The sequence below is a fragment of the Oceanobacillus picturae genome (assembly GCF_000612865.1).
In the GTDB taxonomy this organism is placed as follows: Bacteria; Bacillota; Bacilli; order Bacillales; family Amphibacillaceae; genus Oceanobacillus_B; species Oceanobacillus_B jordanicus.
Genome location: NZ_CCAX010000001.1, coordinates 1,513,662 through 1,530,739 on the forward strand (window position 1 = coordinate 1,513,662; position 17,078 = coordinate 1,530,739).

A 17,078-nucleotide genomic window follows, 5' to 3' on the forward strand; every position below is an offset into this window, starting at 1 on the left:
TTTTAAAAAGGAATGGTGCTGGAACACCACCCTTTTACATTGGTCTCCATGCTTCAATCCATGCGATAGCTTCATTGAAATCCTGTCGCTTTATTTCTCGATATGTTGGAGCTTGGAAGGCTCTTCTTAAATGGCTATGGATATGCGAATACATTTGCCGTTTAGTTTCCAGTGCACCTTTTACTCCTGATTCATATAAGCGCTCGATCCTTCTTTTTATTGAGTGATTGATAGATGTTGCTTGTCCATGATTTAACGTTAATTCATTGTCAAACCTTTCTTCTAAGCTAGTAACCTTCTCTTTTACCTCCGTAATCTCTTTAGATGACTTCAAAGACAATTCCATAGATGCTATTAACTGCTCTTTTTCTGATAATACTCTAGGTTCGTTCATCTTCTTTTGCATACGTCTGAACTCTATGATGTATTTTTCTTTAAATTCTGCAGCTCTTTTTCCTGTGTAGCCCATAACTAAGAAAGAGAAGCCATCTTGCGTAATGTAATACATAGGATATTCTTTGCCACGTACTTCATAATTTGACAGTCCAAAATTGGTCCGTGAAAATTCCTCACTACACTCCAATTCTTTAATGTCTCTTAATACATGTTTGTGGTCTTTTTCGAATACTTCCGCAATAGTAAGGCTGTCAGTTACTACTTCCTTTTCCTTTACGAATACTAAGTCTCTACTCATTTACAAACCCCTTTCGCATATAGCATAAAATTTTCCGATCTCGGAAGGTTCATATCCTGGATACCGAGCCAAGTAAATCGAAACAAGTTCTTGTAGGTGCGCTTCATCCTCGGCTAGATCCCAAATCCATTCTGGAAGTATTACTCTAGTCTTTGACTGCATGTAATTGCCATTTCCTCCCGAGTACCTTATAATAAAGGCAGATAAATTTGTTTTTCTAGAGTAGTCAGTTGCAGCTGACTGCTTTTTTCTTTAGGATAGAATCCATGAAACGATTAAAATTAAAACTATGGTGCCTGCTAGATTCATAGTGAAATCTTTTGCCGAGTACTTCGTGTTCAATTTTGATCACCTCCTTAAAACCAATCCGGTTTCTTTTTCCACCCGTCTTCGGTTTGTGTTACTTTATCCATCTTCAAACATTTTTCACAGTAGAAATGGTCCGTTCTTTTCCAATCTCGCGCTGGACTCATTCCAAAAGACGGTCGGACACCTTCTTCTCTGCTACTACTAATGTGCTTAAATTTGTGTTCACATTGCTTATCTGGCATACGTTCACCCCCAAGTCCCATTGGTATAATACTTAAACCATTCGCCATTGCTGTAATGAACTTCAAAGCAACGTTCTGCGATATTGCGTTTTACTTTTGTAATATCACTCAGGCTAAATTGCTTTCTTGCTTCCAGGCCCATTGATCGATTATGTTTTGAATAAGCGTTAAGCAACATTTTGTACTCGGCATCATTTAAATGCTTTGCTACTGGTAACTTGTTATTTGACGCCATTTGTTTAGCCCCCTTCAAATTAAAATCACTGTAGCTAACAACAGAAACGGACTGCCCATTGTTAGGTAAAACAGTATTTCATGCCTAAGGCTAATTTCCTCCGGTTCACCCATGAAGTACTCAATCATCCACTTCCTCAAAACCAGTTCCGCCTTGCTTCTTCTGCATTAATCTTTTTAAGTAGTTCCGCTGCTTCATCAAGCATTGCTTTTTCATTTTGCAAGCTTGCTAGATTGTCCATATAATTGGCTGCATTACGTAAACTAGTTGCTGCTTGAGAGAAGTTTGCTTCTGTAACACTTTTAAAAACAGGTTGTAAGCTATTCTCAAACTGGTTTAAATTCTCTTCAGCTTTAGGTCGATCTGCTTCTTTAAATATGTTTGGGTCCACAATTTTAGCCATTACCTAACCGCCTCCTCCAAATGTTTATTTACTTGCAAGTACAATTTGGCTACCGGCCGATTCCTAGCTGTCCAATCAGGCGTAATCTTGGTTGGTATTTCGAATACTTCTTCCAGATCCTCTTTCAACAAACCAAGACGCAATGTTTGAAACCCTGATTCCTTAATGTCCTCAAACCGTTTCCGCATGAGATGCAGATGGTGATGATCGTTTCCTGTCATTTCGATATAGCCTCCTCTGATTTCGGGATGAAAGGATACTTCTCATGGAAATAAAGTTTTGGAATTTTTCCTTGTTCTGCATAATAACCTTTGGATTTTAATTCCTTATTCATTTCTTGAATGCGGTAGTATGCTGTTCTTTCAGATACCCCTAGAATCAAGGAGACGTCTTTTGCATCATAAAAATGTCTTGTGTTACTCATTGAGTTCTCCTTTCTTTAGTTCAATTATTTTGAACTTGAAGGTTAAAAAAATAACGTGGAATGTCAGCAGTTTCTATGCCAAGGATTGAGACCGCTTTGGCTATCTCGGCTTGTTTCCATCCTACTTTCCCGTTTAGTTTTAGAGAAATTGAACGCTCAGAGAGCCCCATCTCTCTAGCAAAGTTATATTGGCTACCGAACTTTTCAATTATCCTCCCATTCAGACTAGAATAGTCGAAAGTCATATATTCACCTCCTAATCTAGTTCAAATCTATTGAACTTGAATTTATCTTACCACCTCTATTTTGACTCGTCAATATAAAAGTTCAAAAAAATTGAATTAAACTGTTGAACAAAAGTTCAATTTCCTATATAATTGAACCAACTTATGAGAACACTAAAAAAATAATTCATGCCGCTGGCAGGAGGTAAAATTGATGAAAGTAACGACTGGTGCACGGTTAAAACAAATAATGAGTGAAAGGAATTTAAAACAAGTAGATATACTTAACCTAGCTGAAAAATACTTTAAAGACGGAGTTAAAATATCTAAAACCGATCTAAGTCAATACGTAAATGGCAAAACCGAACCCAGGCAAGAAAAATTATACATATTAGCTGAAGCGTTAGATGTAAGTGAAGCTTGGCTTATGGGTTACGACATTGATAGAGAGAGGATATCCATCGATGAAAGGCTACGTGAAGTACGTGAGAATGCGCCGACCTATGCTGCCCATCATGATGGTGAGGATTGGACAGAAGAAGAATTAGAAGAAATTGAACGTTTTAAAGAATTCATTAAAAACAAGAGAAACAAATAGCTAACAGGGGGGCGGTGCTTATGAATTACGAATTTCTACTAAAAGAAGCTGATCATTTTGGGGTCTCTGTATACGAAGAACCGTTGAAAGGTAAAATTCAAGGGTTCTACGGCGACAATGTTATTTGGATAAATAAACTCTTGCCTTCTTCTGCTAATAAGTATTGTATTCTTGCGGAAGAATTAGGCCATTATCATACTTCAACAGGTGACATTCTTGACCAAAAAAATATTATTAACAGGAAGCAAGAAGCTAGAGCTCGGTCCTGGGCGTATGAACGAATAATGCCTCTTTCTAAAATTATTGAGGCTCATGAAGAGCATATACGTAACAAATTTGAATTTGCCGAGTATATGGGGGTAACAGAGGAGTTTTTAGAATTCGCACTAAAAAGATACAAAGAAAAATACGGAGTCACAGTTAGTTACAATGAAAAATATACAATATGCTTTGAACCATTAGGTGTAATAAAGTGGTTCGATAAATTTTTTTAATCCATTAACAGAACATAAGTTCGTAAAAGGAGTTTAATTATGCCAGTATACAAAGATGAACAAAGAGGAACATACTATTTCATTGCTTGGTATAAAAACATCTACGGTAAATCAAAACAAAAAATGGTAAGGGGATTTAGAAGAGAAAGAGACGCAAAAGATGCCGAGGCTGAGTTTCGAGTTCGAGTTAAAAAACATGGCGCTCCAGAGGATATGACATTTGAAGAAGTATTTTATCACAACATTGAACACACTGAGTTAAAACCAAAAACTAAGAGACGAAGAATCAACGAGTATAACAAACATATGAAAGATAAATTAGGAAATATAAAAATACACGCCATCACTACCCAACAATGTCTAGAGTTTAAGCAGTACTTGTTGGATAACCTAAAATCAAATGAAACAGCTAGAACAGTCTTCTCAGGTTTCAAAGTAGTTATCAATCATGCTATAAAGTACTTTGAGTTACCCAAAGATCCCGCAAAAGCAGTTCCAGCAATAAAGCGAGTAAAGAAAAAACATAGCTATATTAGGCGCCAAGAATTTGATAAACGTGTGCAAACAATGGATAATGAAGTTTTTAAAAATATGTGTATATTCATGTTTTACACTGGATTACGTATAGGTGAAGCTATAGCCTTACAATGGCAAGATATTGACTTCGAATTAAAAGAAGCAGATATAAACAAAACTTACGATTATGATAGTAAAGAGTTAGGGCCTCCTAAAACGGAAGCAAGTGCCGATGTTGTTCCGCTAGCAGATTTTCTAGTAGGGATGTTAGAAGAAATAAAGTCAAAGCAACAAACGGAAATGTACGGATTTAAAGAATCTTATTATATTTTCGGGGGAATGGTTCCGACGTCTTATAAAGCATTTCATGTGGCATTCAAAAAGGTGTTTTCTGAATACAGGCCTCATGATCTCAGACATAGTTACGCTTCTTTCTTAGCAAATAGAAAAGTGGACATTTTTGTACTCAAATCTTTAATGAGACATGATAACGTTCAGGAAACGATTAACACATACGGCCACCTCTATAAAGAGAAAAAGCACGAGGCAATAAGCTTCCTAAACGACTAACGTTATCATAGCCGTTATCATTTGCTTATCCCTCATGCTCAAATTATTGATTTTACCGTATTTTAATTATCCGATTGAACCTTCCATCTCAAACTTGATTAGACGGTTCATTTCTACTGCGTATTCCATTGGTAGTTCTTTTGTAAATGGCTCGATGAAGCCCATTACGATCATCTCAGTAGCTTCTTCCTCACTCAAGCCTCTGCTCATTAGGTAGAACAGTTGCTCTTCGGAAACTTTAGAAACCTTCGCTTCATGCTCAAGTGAGATGTTATCATTATTAATTTCATTGTATGGAATTGTATCCGAAGTGGATTCGTTATCCATAATTAAGGTATCACACTCAATGTTGGAGCGGGCACCAGATGCCTTACGTCCAAAGTGTACAATACCGCGATAAGATACTTTCCCACCATGTTTGGAAATAGATTTCGATACAATCGATGATGACGTGTTTGGTGCCAGGTGATGCATTTTTGCACCAGCATCCTGGTGCTGACCTTTACCAGCTATAGCGATGGATAACGTCATACCTCTTGCCCCTTCACCTGTTAAGAGAACTGCTGGGTATTTCATTGTCAGCTTAGAACCAATGTTTCCATCAATCCATTCCATTGTAGCATTCGCACCACAAGTAGCACGCTTCGTTACAAGGTTATAGACATTGTTTGCCCAGTTCTGAATCGTTGTATAACGGCAGTACCCATCTTTTTTGACGAAGATTTCAACTACTGCACTGTGCAAGGAGTTTGTTGTATAAACAGGCGCAGTACAACCTTCAACATAATGCACAGAAGCCCCTTCGTCAACGATGATCAGCGTACGTTCAAATTGCCCCATATTCTCTGAATTAATTCGGAAATATGCTTGCAATGGCGTGCTTGTCTGTACACCTTTTGGTACATAAATGAAAGATCCTCCAGACCATACAGCCGAATTCAACGCAGCGAATTTATTATCCGTTGCCGGGATTACCTTCCCGAAGTATTCTTTGAAAAGATCTTCATTTTCTTTAAGTGCTGTATCTGTATCTTTAAACACGATACCCATTTCTTCAAGATCTTCTTTAAGGCTGTGGTACACTACCTCTGATTCGTACTGTGCAGAAACTCCAGCAAGGTACTTTTGTTCTGCTTCAGGAATACCTAATTTATCAAAAGTTTGCTTGATTTCTTCTGGTACTTCATCCCATGTTCTACCTTGTCTTTCTGAAGGCTTTACATAGTAAACAATTTCATCAAAGTTAAGTTCTGACAAATCCCCGCCCCACTGCGGCATTGGCATTTTGTAAAAATGCTCTAACGCCTTTAAGCGGTAGTCAAGCATCCACTGAGGCTCTTCTTTCATGTTGGAGATTTCTTCCACGATTTCACGGGTCAGTCCTTTTCCAGAACGGAAAACCGAAACGTCTTTGTCATGAAAGCCATATTTATACTCTTCCATTTCCGGCATTTCTTTAGCCATTTTATAACCTCCTATTAGATGTCTTTCCCATCAAAATTTTCTATTTTCACTCGTCATTTACACCTTTTTCCATTGCTTTCCATGGTAAAGTGGCACATTTAATTCTTGCAGGGAATTTTGCAACTCCCTGTAATGCTTCCATGTCACCGAAATCTAAGTCTTCGGCATCCAAGTCTTCTCCAAGCATCATGTTGGAGAAAAGCTTGGAAAGCTTTAGAGCATCCGATATTTCTTTTCCCTTTATTGCTTGTGTCATCATGGAGGCAGAAGCCATACTGATAGAACAACCTTCCCCATCGAATTTGGCATCTTTTACAACACCATTTTCCACCTGCATTTGTAACTGAATACGATCGCCACAGGTAGGGTTATTCATATCAACCGTTAGTACATCCCCTTCAATATTTCCTTTATTACGAGGGTTTTTATAATGATCCATGATGACCTGTCTGTATAGTGTATCAAGGTTATTAGAAGACATCACCAAAATACTCCTTCGTTTTTAAAAGTCCATCGACCAAACGATCAACGTCCTCTTCTGTGTTGTATAAATAAAAGCTGGCTCTGGCAGTTGCCGTTACTTCAAGCCATCTCATCAATGGCTGTGCACAATGATGGCCTGCTCTTACAGCAATTCCTTCCGCATCAAGAACAGTCGCTGTGTCATGTGGATGTACATCATCCAAGTTGAAGGTAATTAATCCTGCTCGTTTTTCTGGACCGAATATAGTGATTCCATCCATACTGCGAAGCTTCTCCATTGCATAGCTCACGATTTTTTGTTCATGTTCGGTAATATTGTCCATGCCAACTTCATTGAGAAAATCAATTGCTGCTCCAAGCCCAATTGCACCAGCAATAATTGGCGTACCACCTTCGAACTTCCAAGGAAGTTCTTTCCAAGTGGAGTCATAAAGGTTAACAAAGTCAATCATTTCTCCACCAAACTCAAATGGCTCCATGTTTTCTAGCAGGGTTTTTCTTCCGTATAATACACCGATACCAGTTGGAGCACACATCTTGTGGCCAGAGAAAGCATAGAAATCGCAGTTTAAGTCCTGTACGTCAATCTGCATATGTGGCGCACCTTGAGCGCCATCTACAACAATAACAGCATTATGCTTATGGGCAAGTTCAGCTATTTGCTTTATGGGATTAACGGTACCTAATACATTGGACACATGACTTATTGCTACGATCTTGGTGTTAGCCGTGATCGTGTTAGCTGCATCTTCCAAACTTATCGTCCCGTCCGACTGGAGTGGTATATATTTCAACGTTGCTCCAGTAGCTTTGGCTGCTTGCTGCCATGGAATAATATTACTGTGATGTTCCATAGGGGTGATCACGATCTCATCACCCTCTGATAAGTTTGCCCGTCCATAACTATATGCTACGGTATTAATTGCAGTAGTCGTTCCACGTGTGAAAATGACCTGCTTCGTAGTTTCAGCGTTAATAAACTTACGTACTTTCTCTCTAGCGCCTTCGTACTTATCAGTAGCCCGTGTACCCAATGTATGAACACCACGATGGACATTAGAGTTATCTTGCCTATAATACGTATCTAATGCTTCTATCACACTTTTGGGTTTTTGAGAGGTAGCAGAAGAATCCAAGTAAACTAATGGGTGGCCATTCACTTCCTGATCTAAAATCGGGAATTCCTGCCTAATGGCATGTAGATCCATTAGTATACCTTCCTTTCAATAACCTCAGTCAATTGATTTTTAACAGATTCAATTGGCAACTGGTTTACAACAGGCGCTAAGAAGCCATGAATAACAAGACGTTCTGCTTCAGCCTGGGTAATACCACGGCTCATAAGATAATACAATTGTAATGGATCAACACGACCAACAGATGCAGCATGACCTGCTGTTACATCATCTTCATCAATTAGCAAAATTGGATTCGCATCTCCACGAGCTTTTTCACTTAACATTAATACGCGAGACTCTTGCTCCGCATTCGACTTAGAAGCACCGTGTTCAATTTTTCCAATTCCGTTAAAGATGGAAGTAGCACTATCCTTCATAACACCATGCTGTAGAATATAGCCTTCAGAGTTTTTACCGAAATGCACAATCTTCGCTGTGAAATTCTGTGTTTGTTTTCCGCGTCCAACAGAAACTGTCTTCGCATTGGATAGTGAATTATCTCCAACAAGGTGCGTGATGTTTTCAGACACTGTATTTCCATCATTCATCTGGCCAAGGGCCCAATCAATCGTTGCGTCACGGTAAGCAACACCACGACGGTTGTTATATACAGTAGTTCCTGCTGCAAAGTTGTCTACTGCTCCAAAAGAGATCTTCGCATTATTTTGAGCAATAACCTCTGTTACAACATTTGCTAGTGTTTCTTCTGTTTCATTATAAGAAATGTAGTTTTCTACATAAGTTAGTGAACTGTTTTCATCGGCAACGACCAGCACATGATTAAACAATGCTGCTTCTGGATCCTCTTGCCAGAAGATAACTTGTAGTGGTACTTTTACTTCTACGTTTTTAGGAACGTAAACGAAAATTCCACCATTCATTAATGCAGCATGTAGTGCTGTTAAACGATGTTCATCAACCGAAACAGCGTCCTTCATGTAATACCTTCTTACAAGATCTTCATGTTCTTGAAGAGCTGTAAAAATATCTGTAAAGATGACACCCTGTTCCTTTAATTCTTCACTCAGTGTTGCATAAGCAACTGAGTGATTTCGCTGTATTAAAAGATTCTCCGGAATATTCTCTTCATCTAAAAAGCCTTCTAATGCTTCAGGCAATTCTTTTAAGGATGAAATTTTTTCACCTTCTGCTAAGTGCTTGAAACGACTGAAATTCCACTTACCGATTTTTGTTTTATCAGGTTTTGGCAATTCAAGCGTCTCAATTTGCCCTAAAGCTTGAAGACGTAGAGAATTCATCCATTCCGGTTCATTGTTATCCTTAGAAAACTGATTAATATATTCTTTGTCATATGGCAGCTTTGTTTCAACAGACATAGTATCCCTCCTAACTATTACGCGTTTTGACCAACTGTTTCGTCTTCGATACCAAGTTCTTCTTTAATCCATTCGTAACCTTCTGCTTCTAAGCGTTGCGCTAGTTCAGGTCCACCGGATTTAACAACACGGCCTTGCATCATAACGTGTACATGGTCTGGTGTAATGTAGTTCAACAAGCGTTGGTAATGCGTAATAATCAGGCAACCAAAGTTTTCATCACGAAGCTTGTTAATTCCTTTGGATACGATCTTAAGTGCATCAATATCTAAACCTGAGTCAATTTCATCCAAAATAGCAATTTCTGGTTTTAGTAGCATTAATTGAAGGATTTCGTTACGCTTTTTCTCTCCACCTGAGAATCCTTCATTTAGATAACGCTGTGCCATGTTTTTATCAATTTCAAGATAATCAAGGGCACTATCCATTTCTTTAATAAATTTCATTAAAGAAACTTCATCTCCTTCTTCACGACGTGCGTTCATAGAAGAGCGCAGGAAATCTGAAGTTGTTACACCACTGATTTCACTTGGGTACTGCATTGCAAGGAAAAGACCTGCACGTGCACGTTCATCTACTTCCATTTCTAATACATCTTCACCATCAAGCAAGATGCTTCCTTCTGTCACTTCATACTTAGGATGTCCCATAACAGCTGATGCCAATGTCGATTTACCTGTTCCGTTTGGTCCCATCACTGCGTGGAATTCTCCACCTTTTATAGTAAGGTCAACACCCTTTAATATCTCTTTGCCTTCAATTGATACATGAAGATTCTTGATTTCTAACGTAGATCCAGCCATAACGATACCTCCAACTACTATTTTTTTCTTATTTTCAAACGGATTCAATATCCATTCTCAATTTATTCTCATTACAATCTTAAAGCATTTCAAATTTATTATCAACTTTTTTAAGTTATCCAGTCCATAACTTTTCTCACTCATTTTAATACACAAAAATGGCTGATTGCAAGTCTACTTGGAATAACGTCAAATCATTGGAGATTCTGCATCTTTACAAAAATAGACCCTCATTTTCATGAGGGTCTAATCCTTCTACATTTTATCCAAATTATTTATGAGCGCTTTGCTTTTTTCATATTCCTTTTGACGGCTTTTCTCTACTTCTAGACGAGTTTCCAATTTTCTCTCATACTCAGCGTAAGGCACTTTATGTGCTTGTTGCATGCCCTTTTCCATTTCTGGAGTATAGTTCATGCTTATTCCACTATTAATAGTGAACCATCCTTTCGTTTTGTGTACATGAATAAATGTATCACAATACGGTACCCTGAACAATTCAGTTATAAACCCCTTTTGAGGGTTTTACTTCTATATTTGTTCATTTGAGAAATTCTACTATGCCCTTCCAAAAGTTCTTTTAGATAACTGCTGTTTACACGCACATCCTCAAGATTTGTATTTTTTTATTCTTTTCCGCCCACTGGGACAACGGCACCTTCATATTCTTCCAATATATAGTTCTGTATCTCTTCTGAATGAAGTACATCAACAAGCTTATTTAGTGCTTCGTTGTCCTTATCCTCTTCCCTTACCGCAATGACATTTACATAAGGAGATTCTTCACCTTCCACAAAAAGCGAATCATCAAGTGGATTTAGACCCGCTTGAATAGCAAAGTTCGTGTTAATGACAACAAGTACATTTTCTTCTGAATTATAGTATTCTGGAAGTAACTCTGCGTTATAATCTGGTGAGAATTCAAGCTTCTTAGGATTCTCCACAATATCATCTACTGTTGCCGTTTCTTTGTCCACATTTTCATCAAGGGTAATTAATCCTTTTGCTTCAAACAATGAAAGAATTCGTCCATGGTCAGGTACGGAATTACTCATTATAACTTCAGTGCCTTCCGGGATATCATCTACACTCGGAATATCTTTGGAATAAACACCAATTGGCTCGATATGAATACCACCAATTTCCGTTAACTCATATCCAGTATCAGCGATGGTTTGCTCTAAGTATGGAATATGTTGAAAGTAATTTGCATCAATTTCGCCATTTGCTAAATCATCGTTTGGAAGAACATAGTCTTCGTATGGTTCTACCTCTAATGTGATGCCTTCCTCTTCAAGTAGTGGCTTTGCTTCTTCCAAGATCTCAGCATGCGGAATACTAGAAGCACCTACCTTAATTGTATTGTTATCACCTTCAGATGAAGACTCATCCCCTCCGCCACAAGCGGCTAACGCAAGAACAGCCAATAATGATACTAGGATTAGAATTTTTTTCATTTTTAATTAACTCCTTCTTCTGTTTTATCGTTTATCTAGTTTTGTTGCTATAATATCTCCAATAAATTGGAAGATAAATACAATGACCACAATGAGTACGGTACATAGGAACACGATATCAAAGTCCCGGCGCATAAAGCCCGAATAGTATGCATAGCTCCCCAATCCTCCAGCTCCAATTGCTCCAGCCATCGCTGTATAACCAATAAGTGCAATAGCTGTTACTGTAATACCAGATATTAACGCCGGCATGGATTCTGGAAGTAGCACTTTAAAGATAATTGTTCTGGTTTTTGCCCCCATTGCCTTAGCCGCTTCCACGACGCCTCGATCCACTTCACGAAGGGCGATTTCAACTAGTCTTCCATAAAATGGTGCAGAACCAATGATAAGTGCGGGTAATGCGGCCTCTGGACCACGTATTGTCCCAATTAGGAAATTAGTGAACGGGAATAACAAGAAAATTAAAATGATAAAAGGAATGGCACGAAAAACGTTCACCAGTGCTGATACAACAAAATGGAAGCTTTTATTTTTCCAAATTCCATCTTTAGAAGTCAGATAGAGAAGTAAACCGAGTATAATCCCAAGTATAAACGTTCCAATTAAAGCAGTAATCGTCATATAGAAAGTTTCTTTTGTTGCTTCAATTAAATCTTCTATTTTAATGCTCTGAAATAAATCATTTAGCATTTTGAATCACCTCCATTTCCACAGAGGATTTTTCTTTAATATATCGAACCGCTTCATCCAATTCATTTCCTGCAATTTGTACGATTAGAGTTCCATACGCCCCAGCTTGTGTCTGCGTAATTTTCCCTTGCAGAATATTGATCTCGACTTCATACTTCTTAGCAAGCTGGCTAATAAGCGCCTGATTGGTTGTTTCACCAATAAAATGAAGTCGAACAATTTTTCCTTCCGTATAGGCTTCTGTAATGTCACGAATATTTTCATCTTCCTCACCGTTGCCCATTACCTGTTCCACAAACTTCTTGGTTACATGCTGACGAGGATGGAGAAAAACATCCATTACGTCGCCTTGTTCTACTACTTTTCCACTCTCCATGACGGCAACATGATTACATATTTTACGAATAACATGCATTTCATGGGTTATTAATATAATCGTTAAACCAAACTGCTTATTAATATCTACCAGTAAATCCAGAATGGAATTCGTTGTCTCCGGATCTAGTGCAGATGTTGCCTCATCACAAAGCAATACTTTTGGATTGTTAGCTAGAGCTCTCGCTATTCCAACACGTTGCTTCTGTCCACCACTTAATTGAGAAGGGTATGCCTTCTCTTTCCCTGATAGCCCAACAAGATCGATGAGCTCTTGAACACGCTTTTGCCTGTCCAATTTAGCAACACCGGAAATCTCCAACGGAAACGCAATATTATCCTCCACCGTTCTCGACCAAAGCAGGTTAAAATGCTGGAAAATCATGCCAATATCCTGTCTTGCTATGCGTAGCTGGCGGGCAGTCATTGCAGTGATATCTTCATTGTTAATCTTAATGCTACCGCCCGTGGGCTCTTCAAGCCTATTGAGCAAACGGACAAATGTACTTTTTCCAGCACCACTGTAACCAATAACACCAAATATATCGCCATCATTTATGTTTAAATCTAAACTTTCTACTGCAGTTACGCTGCTTTTGTTTGAAGTAAATACCTTACTCAAACCTTCAATTGATATCACGTTAATCCTCCTTAGTAAACCTCGGCAATAGTATGCCCAAATAGCACAAAAAACGCCATTCTGAAAGAACAGAATGACGTAGTAAGTCGTCTTCACGTTCTCTCATCTGTCAAAGTTTTCACTTTGCAGGAATTGGCACCTTTCAACTATTAAAATAGTTGAAGGTTGCCGCGGTTTCACAGGGCCAGTCCCTCCACCGCTCAAGATAAGAGTCTATTTTTTTATCCACTTAAATTCGATAAGAATTATACTATCATGCTGCTTTTACTGTGTCAATAAATAATTTAAGATTAATTTTTAACAAAAAGTTCTGGTTTATACTCCATCAAATAGCCGTAAATGTTAGGAATGGATTGAAAGGCATAAACCTTCTCCTTTATCTGATGATCTTTCATAATGAGAAGACAAGGTACGCTTTCCACCTGGTTCTCGATCATAAACTCTGGATAAAGGGATGCATTCATTTCATAGAAAATGGTTTCCTTGTGCACTTGTTCAATTTTTTCTAGCATGGTTCTTGCAAGCGCACAGGTACCACAAAAAGGAGTATAAATATAAAGCAAATAATCGCCATCATTTAGTTGTTTCGTTGTTAATTCTTGCAAAAAATCACCTAACCAATCTGCCTCATAATAAAAATAGAGGGTTAACCGCTATCCGTTTACTTACCAGCGCTGTTGCAAGCGCTTGTTCAGGTGTTGTCGCGACCTCCCGATATTCACTGCTGACATATATATGTTCTGCATGTGGGAGCTCTCTCGCCAACTGTTTACGTAACTTTATGCCTGAATAGTCTTCGTCCACTAAAATATACACGTCCTTATAGTCAAGCTCATAAGTTTCAAGTAATTCATCTAGACGTTCCACTCCAAGTGTTCCATTGGTACAAACAATTGTTACTTCATCTGTAATAACCTTTTTAACTTGTCGTTTATCTGTTAAACCCTCTACAATGATTATTTTCTCATTTTCATGTGACATGGTTACATAGCTCTCCTCGAAAATCAAGCAAAATGTTTTTTCTAAAATCATTTCCTAATAAGAGTATATGAAGAAAAGAAGGCTAACTATACAACTTTTATAAAGATGCACGTTAGCCTCCCTTTTTTATTCTTTATTCTTCATCGTTAAGCACTGCCTCATATGCCTCAGCGTTCAGAAGTTCATCTAATTGCGCTTGTTCAGATGGCTCAATTACGACCATCCATGCTTTCTCATATGGGGATTCATTAACGAACTCAGGGCTGTCTTCTAAATCTGCATTTACTTCTACTACTTTTCCACTAACTGGCGCATATAATTCAGAAACTGTTTTTACAGATTCTACACTACCGAATGGTTCGTTAAGTTCCAATTCGTCTCCAACTTCAGGTAACTCAACAAATACGATGTCTCCCAGTTCATCCTGAGCAAAATCGGTAATCCCAATACGTAGTTTGCCGTCTTCCCTTTTAACCCATTCATGTTCTTTAGAATATAATAAGTCCTTTGGTATGCTCATTGTTATCCCTCCATTATGTAATCCATCTTAACTATAACTCAATTTGCGCATATTTTTCTAGTCAAAAATTTATTCTGACCGCCAAGTCTCATTATAAACTTCTTCCTTGAAACCGACTGTCACCTTTTGACCGTCTGTAGCAATCGGGCGTTTTATAAGCATCCCATCTGTTGCTAGAATAGCTGCCATTTCCTCATCGGAAGCATTCGCTATTTTCTCTTTAATATTTCCTTCTCGGTATTTTTTACCACTTGTGTTAAAAAATTTCTTTGCTGGCAGTCCACTATTCTTAATTAGTTCAAGAATTGTTTGCTCAGTCGGTGTATTTTCCACAATATGAACGGCATGGAAATCAACCTGATTTTCTTCCAACCACTTTTTGGCTTTCTTGCAAGTACCGCAATTTGGGTACCAATAAAACGTCAGTGCCATTGACTTAACCACCCTACTCACTTATTTGCTTCTATTATAGCAAATATGTAATAGACATGACGAGTTAGATGCTAGCTATAAGTAAATGACACCATAAACAGACGTGTATCTTTAAAAGCAAAAAGCCAAACGCTCATTCGAATACTTCGTAAAAATTCGAATGCATTTGGCTTTAAGGTATTTATGATTAAACGATATACTTTTCTTCCTCAATTATTTGCTCTGCAATTTCTCTTTTCTTAGCTACAACGTTTGTTGGTGTGTGACGTGTAAGCTTTCTTAATGAAGATAGCATCATTCTTAGCGTATCTCCTTCTTCAACAGCGATTAGTGTTTCTTTCGCGTCTGCTTCAATACGATTAAATGCCTCCTGAACATAAACCTGTGTATATTGCAGTTTTAGATTACTTTTTTCCAAGCCAGATTTATTTATTGCCTTTTCCGTTCTCAAAATGGCCGCTTCCATGTTGTACACTTCTGCTGTCATATCTGCAAGGTTAACAAGAATTTCTTGTTCCTTTTCAAGCTTTTTCATGTATTTCTGTGCAGCAAGTCCTGCACCAAGCAATACCATTTTTTTTGCATTTCTTAGTAAATATTTTTCTTGGGCTAGTGTTTCACCGCCTACTTCTTCCGGCATCATCATCATGAGTTCTTCCTGAAGACTTTGTGCCTTTTGCAATAATGGCAGCTCACCTTTCATAGCTTTTTTCAACAATGTACCTGGAACAAGAAGACGATTAATTTCATTTGTGCCTTCAAAAATTCGGTTAATTCGGGAATCGCGGTAGATACGTTCCACTTCATATTCCTGCATAAAGCCATACCCGCCATGTAGTTGAACTGCTTCATCGGCAGTGAAATCTAATAATTCGGTACACATATATTTATTCATGGAACATTCAATTTGATATTCGGCAATAGCGCGTGCTACCTCCCTACCATCTTTTAACTGTTCCTCGGTTAAAGAGCCCATTCGTTGTTCAAACAGTCCAACCGTACGATAAACCGCACTTTCATTAGCATAAATTTCAGCGGACATTGTTCCAAGCTTTTCCTTGGTTAAAGAGAAGCTTGATATCGGTGTCTGGAATTGCTTTCTCTCATTCGTATATTTAACAGCAAGCTCAAGCGCTCGTTTTGAGCCGCCGACCCCGCCTATAGCCAGCTTATACCTACCAACATTCAAAATATTGAATGCAATGACATGCCCTCGGCCCTTTTCACCTAGTAGGTTTTCTACTGGAACTTCAGCATCCTCAAGAACCAGTGTACGAGTAGAGGAACTTTTGATTCCCATCTTTTTCTCTTCAGGTCCTGTAGAAACTCCTGGATACTCTCTTTCAACAATAAAAGCGGAAAAATGCTCGCCATCAATTTTTGCATATACAACGAACACATCTGCAAAAGCAGAGTTCGTGATCCACTGTTTCTCACCATTCAATATATAATGCGTACCTGCTTCGTTTAATTTTGCAGTCGTCTTGGCACCTAATGCGTCAGAACCTGAACTTGGTTCTGTTAGGGCATAAGCTGCTAGTAACTCGCCCGTAGCAAGTTTTGGAAGATATTTTTCTTTTTGTTCTTCATTTCCGAAGAAAACAATTGGCAATGAGCCAATTCCTACATGTGCGCCGTGTGTAACAGAGAACCCGCCTGCTCTGGAAAATTTCTCTGTAATCAACGAAGAACTGATTTTATCAAGAGCTAGACCTCCATATGCTTCAGGTACATCTGCACCTAATAACCCAAGTTCTCCTGCTTTCTTTAAAAGTTCAACAGAATATTCAAACTCATGATTTTCCAAATTTTCCACTTTAGGCAGTACTTCCCCTATTACAAAATCCTCGGTCGTCTTCGCTATCATTTTATGTTCATCAGTAAAATCTTCAGGAGTGATCACATCATCTGCTGTCAAATCTTCTACTAAAAATGCCCCGCCCTTAAACAACTTAGCCTTTGTTTCACTCATCATCCATTTCCCCTTTATTATGATTTTCCGTTTC

24 protein-coding genes and 1 riboswitch are annotated in these 17,078 nt (G+C 38.3%); of the genes, 3 read left to right on the plus strand and 21 right to left on the minus strand.

Annotation, left to right across the window (positions count from 1 at the left end):
- Nucleotides 1–34 precede the first annotated feature (34 nt).
- The 7 genes from BN988_RS07715 to BN988_RS07745 form a co-directional block, all read right to left on the minus strand.
- The gene (locus tag BN988_RS07715) at nt 35–694 is read right to left on the minus strand and encodes a Rha family transcriptional regulator (RefSeq protein ID WP_036574811.1); all 660 of its coding nucleotides are present in this window, start codon (nt 692–694) and stop codon (nt 35–37) included.
- Between the two features lie 356 nt (nt 695–1,050).
- Nucleotides 1,051–1,245 carry a hypothetical protein gene (locus BN988_RS07720; RefSeq protein WP_036574814.1) on the minus strand — a complete coding sequence of 65 codons (195 nt, stop codon included), beginning with the start codon at nt 1,243–1,245 and terminating at the stop codon, nt 1,051–1,053.
- A 4-nt stretch (nt 1,246–1,249) separates the two neighbouring features.
- Nucleotides 1,250–1,480 carry a hypothetical protein gene (locus BN988_RS07725; protein ID WP_036574817.1) on the minus strand — a complete coding sequence of 77 codons (231 nt, stop codon included), beginning with the start codon at nt 1,478–1,480 and terminating at the stop codon, nt 1,250–1,252.
- A gap of 136 nt (nt 1,481–1,616) precedes the next feature.
- Entirely contained in the window at nt 1,617–1,883 is a 267-nt protein-coding gene (locus BN988_RS07730; protein WP_036574819.1) for a hypothetical protein, read from the minus strand.
- Nucleotides 1,883–2,104 (minus strand): hypothetical protein, encoded by a 222-nt coding sequence (locus BN988_RS07735; RefSeq protein ID WP_036574822.1) that lies wholly within the window; start codon nt 2,102–2,104, stop codon nt 1,883–1,885. The genes BN988_RS07730 and BN988_RS07735 overlap by 1 nt, the downstream gene beginning before the upstream one ends.
- Complete coding sequence (locus tag BN988_RS07740) at nt 2,101–2,307, minus strand: hypothetical protein (RefSeq protein WP_036574826.1); 207 nt, start codon at nt 2,305–2,307, stop codon at nt 2,101–2,103. Before BN988_RS07740 ends, BN988_RS07735 begins: the two co-directional genes overlap by 4 nt.
- A gap of 20 nt (nt 2,308–2,327) precedes the next feature.
- A complete protein-coding gene (locus BN988_RS07745) occupies nt 2,328–2,552 on the minus strand; it encodes a DUF739 family protein (protein ID WP_036574828.1) in 225 nt (74 codons plus the stop codon).
- Between the two features lie 193 nt (nt 2,553–2,745).
- Between BN988_RS07745 and BN988_RS07750 the strand changes: the two genes are divergently transcribed.
- Genes BN988_RS07750 through BN988_RS07760 form a run of 3 tightly spaced genes read left to right on the plus strand, consistent with a single transcriptional unit; the run spans nt 2,746 to nt 4,709 of the window.
- Entirely contained in the window at nt 2,746–3,129 is a 384-nt protein-coding gene (locus tag BN988_RS07750; RefSeq protein WP_036574831.1) for a helix-turn-helix domain-containing protein, read from the plus strand.
- 20 nt (nt 3,130–3,149) lie between these two features.
- Nucleotides 3,150–3,623 carry an ImmA/IrrE family metallo-endopeptidase gene (locus BN988_RS07755; protein ID WP_036574834.1) on the plus strand — a complete coding sequence of 158 codons (474 nt, stop codon included), beginning with the start codon at nt 3,150–3,152 and terminating at the stop codon, nt 3,621–3,623.
- A 39-nt stretch (nt 3,624–3,662) separates the two neighbouring features.
- Nucleotides 3,663–4,709 (plus strand): site-specific integrase, encoded by a 1,047-nt coding sequence (locus tag BN988_RS07760; protein ID WP_036574836.1) that lies wholly within the window; start codon nt 3,663–3,665, stop codon nt 4,707–4,709.
- A gap of 66 nt (nt 4,710–4,775) precedes the next feature.
- On the opposite strand, the gene sufB is transcribed toward BN988_RS07760, so the two are convergent.
- From sufB to BN988_RS07830, 14 genes are all read right to left on the minus strand, one after another.
- Complete coding sequence (gene sufB, locus BN988_RS07765) at nt 4,776–6,173, minus strand: Fe-S cluster assembly protein SufB (RefSeq protein ID WP_036574839.1); 1,398 nt, start codon at nt 6,171–6,173, stop codon at nt 4,776–4,778.
- 46 nt (nt 6,174–6,219) lie between these two features.
- Nucleotides 6,220–6,654, minus strand: coding sequence for a Fe-S cluster assembly sulfur transfer protein SufU (sufU, locus tag BN988_RS07770; RefSeq protein WP_036574842.1), 435 nt, complete (start codon nt 6,652–6,654; stop codon nt 6,220–6,222).
- Nucleotides 6,644–7,864: a cysteine desulfurase gene (locus BN988_RS07775; protein ID WP_036574845.1), complete on the minus strand. Its 1,221-nt coding sequence runs from the start codon at nt 7,862–7,864 to the stop codon at nt 6,644–6,646. The genes sufU and BN988_RS07775 overlap by 11 nt, the downstream gene beginning before the upstream one ends.
- Nucleotides 7,864–9,171 carry a Fe-S cluster assembly protein SufD gene (gene sufD / locus BN988_RS07780; RefSeq protein WP_036574847.1) on the minus strand — a complete coding sequence of 436 codons (1,308 nt, stop codon included), beginning with the start codon at nt 9,169–9,171 and terminating at the stop codon, nt 7,864–7,866. The genes BN988_RS07775 and sufD overlap by 1 nt, the downstream gene beginning before the upstream one ends.
- A gap of 17 nt (nt 9,172–9,188) precedes the next feature.
- Nucleotides 9,189–9,974, minus strand: a complete 786-nt coding sequence (sufC, locus tag BN988_RS07785) for a Fe-S cluster assembly ATPase SufC (RefSeq protein ID WP_036574850.1) — start codon at nt 9,972–9,974, stop codon at nt 9,189–9,191.
- Between the two features lie 255 nt (nt 9,975–10,229).
- The gene (locus tag BN988_RS19075) at nt 10,230–10,391 is read right to left on the minus strand and encodes a hypothetical protein (RefSeq protein ID WP_182858757.1); all 162 of its coding nucleotides are present in this window, start codon (nt 10,389–10,391) and stop codon (nt 10,230–10,232) included.
- Nucleotides 10,392–10,600: 209 nt separating this feature from the next.
- Entirely contained in the window at nt 10,601–11,431 is an 831-nt protein-coding gene (locus tag BN988_RS07795; RefSeq protein ID WP_036574856.1) for a MetQ/NlpA family ABC transporter substrate-binding protein, read from the minus strand.
- Nucleotides 11,432–11,455: 24 nt separating this feature from the next.
- The gene (locus tag BN988_RS07800; RefSeq protein ID WP_036574859.1) at nt 11,456–12,124 is read right to left on the minus strand and encodes a methionine ABC transporter permease; all 669 of its coding nucleotides are present in this window, start codon (nt 12,122–12,124) and stop codon (nt 11,456–11,458) included.
- Nucleotides 12,114–13,139 carry a methionine ABC transporter ATP-binding protein gene (locus BN988_RS07805; RefSeq protein ID WP_036574860.1) on the minus strand — a complete coding sequence of 342 codons (1,026 nt, stop codon included), beginning with the start codon at nt 13,137–13,139 and terminating at the stop codon, nt 12,114–12,116. The genes BN988_RS07800 and BN988_RS07805 overlap by 11 nt, the downstream gene beginning before the upstream one ends.
- Before the next feature lie 99 nt (nt 13,140–13,238).
- Nucleotides 13,239–13,351, minus strand: a riboswitch (SAM riboswitch).
- Between the two features lie 78 nt (nt 13,352–13,429).
- Nucleotides 13,430–13,744: a thioredoxin family protein gene (locus BN988_RS07810; protein ID WP_036574863.1), complete on the minus strand. Its 315-nt coding sequence runs from the start codon at nt 13,742–13,744 to the stop codon at nt 13,430–13,432.
- 22 nt (nt 13,745–13,766) lie between these two features.
- Nucleotides 13,767–14,120, minus strand: a complete 354-nt coding sequence (locus BN988_RS07815) for a toprim domain-containing protein (RefSeq protein WP_036574866.1) — start codon at nt 14,118–14,120, stop codon at nt 13,767–13,769.
- Nucleotides 14,121–14,253: 133 nt separating this feature from the next.
- Complete coding sequence (gene gcvH / locus BN988_RS07820) at nt 14,254–14,640, minus strand: glycine cleavage system protein GcvH (protein WP_036574868.1); 387 nt, start codon at nt 14,638–14,640, stop codon at nt 14,254–14,256.
- A gap of 69 nt (nt 14,641–14,709) precedes the next feature.
- On the minus strand, nt 14,710–15,072 hold the full coding sequence (locus BN988_RS07825) for an arsenate reductase family protein (protein WP_036574871.1): 363 nt from the start codon (nt 15,070–15,072) through the stop codon (nt 14,710–14,712).
- Nucleotides 15,073–15,259: 187 nt separating this feature from the next.
- Entirely contained in the window at nt 15,260–17,044 is a 1,785-nt protein-coding gene (locus BN988_RS07830) for an acyl-CoA dehydrogenase family protein (protein WP_036574874.1), read from the minus strand.
- Nucleotides 17,045–17,078: the final 34 nt, after the last annotated feature.

Excerpts from the sequence above, each read along its gene's own strand:
- BN988_RS07715 (WP_036574811.1), bottom strand. The coding sequence starts at position 694 with ATGAGTAGAGACTTAGTATTCGTAAAGGAAAAGGAAGTAGTAACTGAC.
- BN988_RS07720 (WP_036574814.1), bottom strand. The coding sequence starts at position 1,245 with ATGCCAGATAAGCAATGTGAACACAAATTTAAGCACATTAGTAGTAGC.
- BN988_RS07725 (WP_036574817.1), bottom strand. The coding sequence starts at position 1,480 with ATGGCGTCAAATAACAAGTTACCAGTAGCAAAGCATTTAAATGATGCC.
- BN988_RS07730 (WP_036574819.1), bottom strand. The coding sequence starts at position 1,883 with ATGGCTAAAATTGTGGACCCAAACATATTTAAAGAAGCAGATCGACCT.
- BN988_RS07735 (WP_036574822.1), bottom strand. The coding sequence starts at position 2,104 with ATGACAGGAAACGATCATCACCATCTGCATCTCATGCGGAAACGGTTT.
- BN988_RS07740 (WP_036574826.1), bottom strand. The coding sequence starts at position 2,307 with ATGAGTAACACAAGACATTTTTATGATGCAAAAGACGTCTCCTTGATT.
- BN988_RS07745 (WP_036574828.1), bottom strand. The coding sequence starts at position 2,552 with ATGACTTTCGACTATTCTAGTCTGAATGGGAGGATAATTGAAAAGTTC.
- BN988_RS07750 (WP_036574831.1), top strand. The coding sequence starts at position 2,746 with ATGAAAGTAACGACTGGTGCACGGTTAAAACAAATAATGAGTGAAAGG.
- BN988_RS07755 (WP_036574834.1), top strand. The coding sequence starts at position 3,150 with ATGAATTACGAATTTCTACTAAAAGAAGCTGATCATTTTGGGGTCTCT.
- BN988_RS07760 (WP_036574836.1), top strand. The coding sequence starts at position 3,663 with ATGCCAGTATACAAAGATGAACAAAGAGGAACATACTATTTCATTGCT.
- sufB (WP_036574839.1), bottom strand. The coding sequence starts at position 6,173 with ATGGCTAAAGAAATGCCGGAAATGGAAGAGTATAAATATGGCTTTCAT.
- sufU (WP_036574842.1), bottom strand. The coding sequence starts at position 6,654 with ATGTCTTCTAATAACCTTGATACACTATACAGACAGGTCATCATGGAT.
- BN988_RS07775 (WP_036574845.1), bottom strand. The coding sequence starts at position 7,864 with ATGGATCTACATGCCATTAGGCAGGAATTCCCGATTTTAGATCAGGAA.
- sufD (WP_036574847.1), bottom strand. The coding sequence starts at position 9,171 with ATGTCTGTTGAAACAAAGCTGCCATATGACAAAGAATATATTAATCAG.
- sufC (WP_036574850.1), bottom strand. The coding sequence starts at position 9,974 with ATGGCTGGATCTACGTTAGAAATCAAGAATCTTCATGTATCAATTGAA.
- BN988_RS19075 (WP_182858757.1), bottom strand. The coding sequence starts at position 10,391 with ATGAACTATACTCCAGAAATGGAAAAGGGCATGCAACAAGCACATAAA.
- BN988_RS07795 (WP_036574856.1), bottom strand. The coding sequence starts at position 11,431 with ATGAAAAAAATTCTAATCCTAGTATCATTATTGGCTGTTCTTGCGTTA.
- BN988_RS07800 (WP_036574859.1), bottom strand. The coding sequence starts at position 12,124 with ATGCTAAATGATTTATTTCAGAGCATTAAAATAGAAGATTTAATTGAA.
- BN988_RS07815 (WP_036574866.1), bottom strand. The coding sequence starts at position 14,120 with ATGTCACATGAAAATGAGAAAATAATCATTGTAGAGGGTTTAACAGAT.
- gcvH (WP_036574868.1), bottom strand. The coding sequence starts at position 14,640 with ATGAGCATACCAAAGGACTTATTATATTCTAAAGAACATGAATGGGTT.
- BN988_RS07825 (WP_036574871.1), bottom strand. The coding sequence starts at position 15,072 with ATGGCACTGACGTTTTATTGGTACCCAAATTGCGGTACTTGCAAGAAA.
- BN988_RS07830 (WP_036574874.1), bottom strand. The coding sequence starts at position 17,044 with ATGAGTGAAACAAAGGCTAAGTTGTTTAAGGGCGGGGCATTTTTAGTA.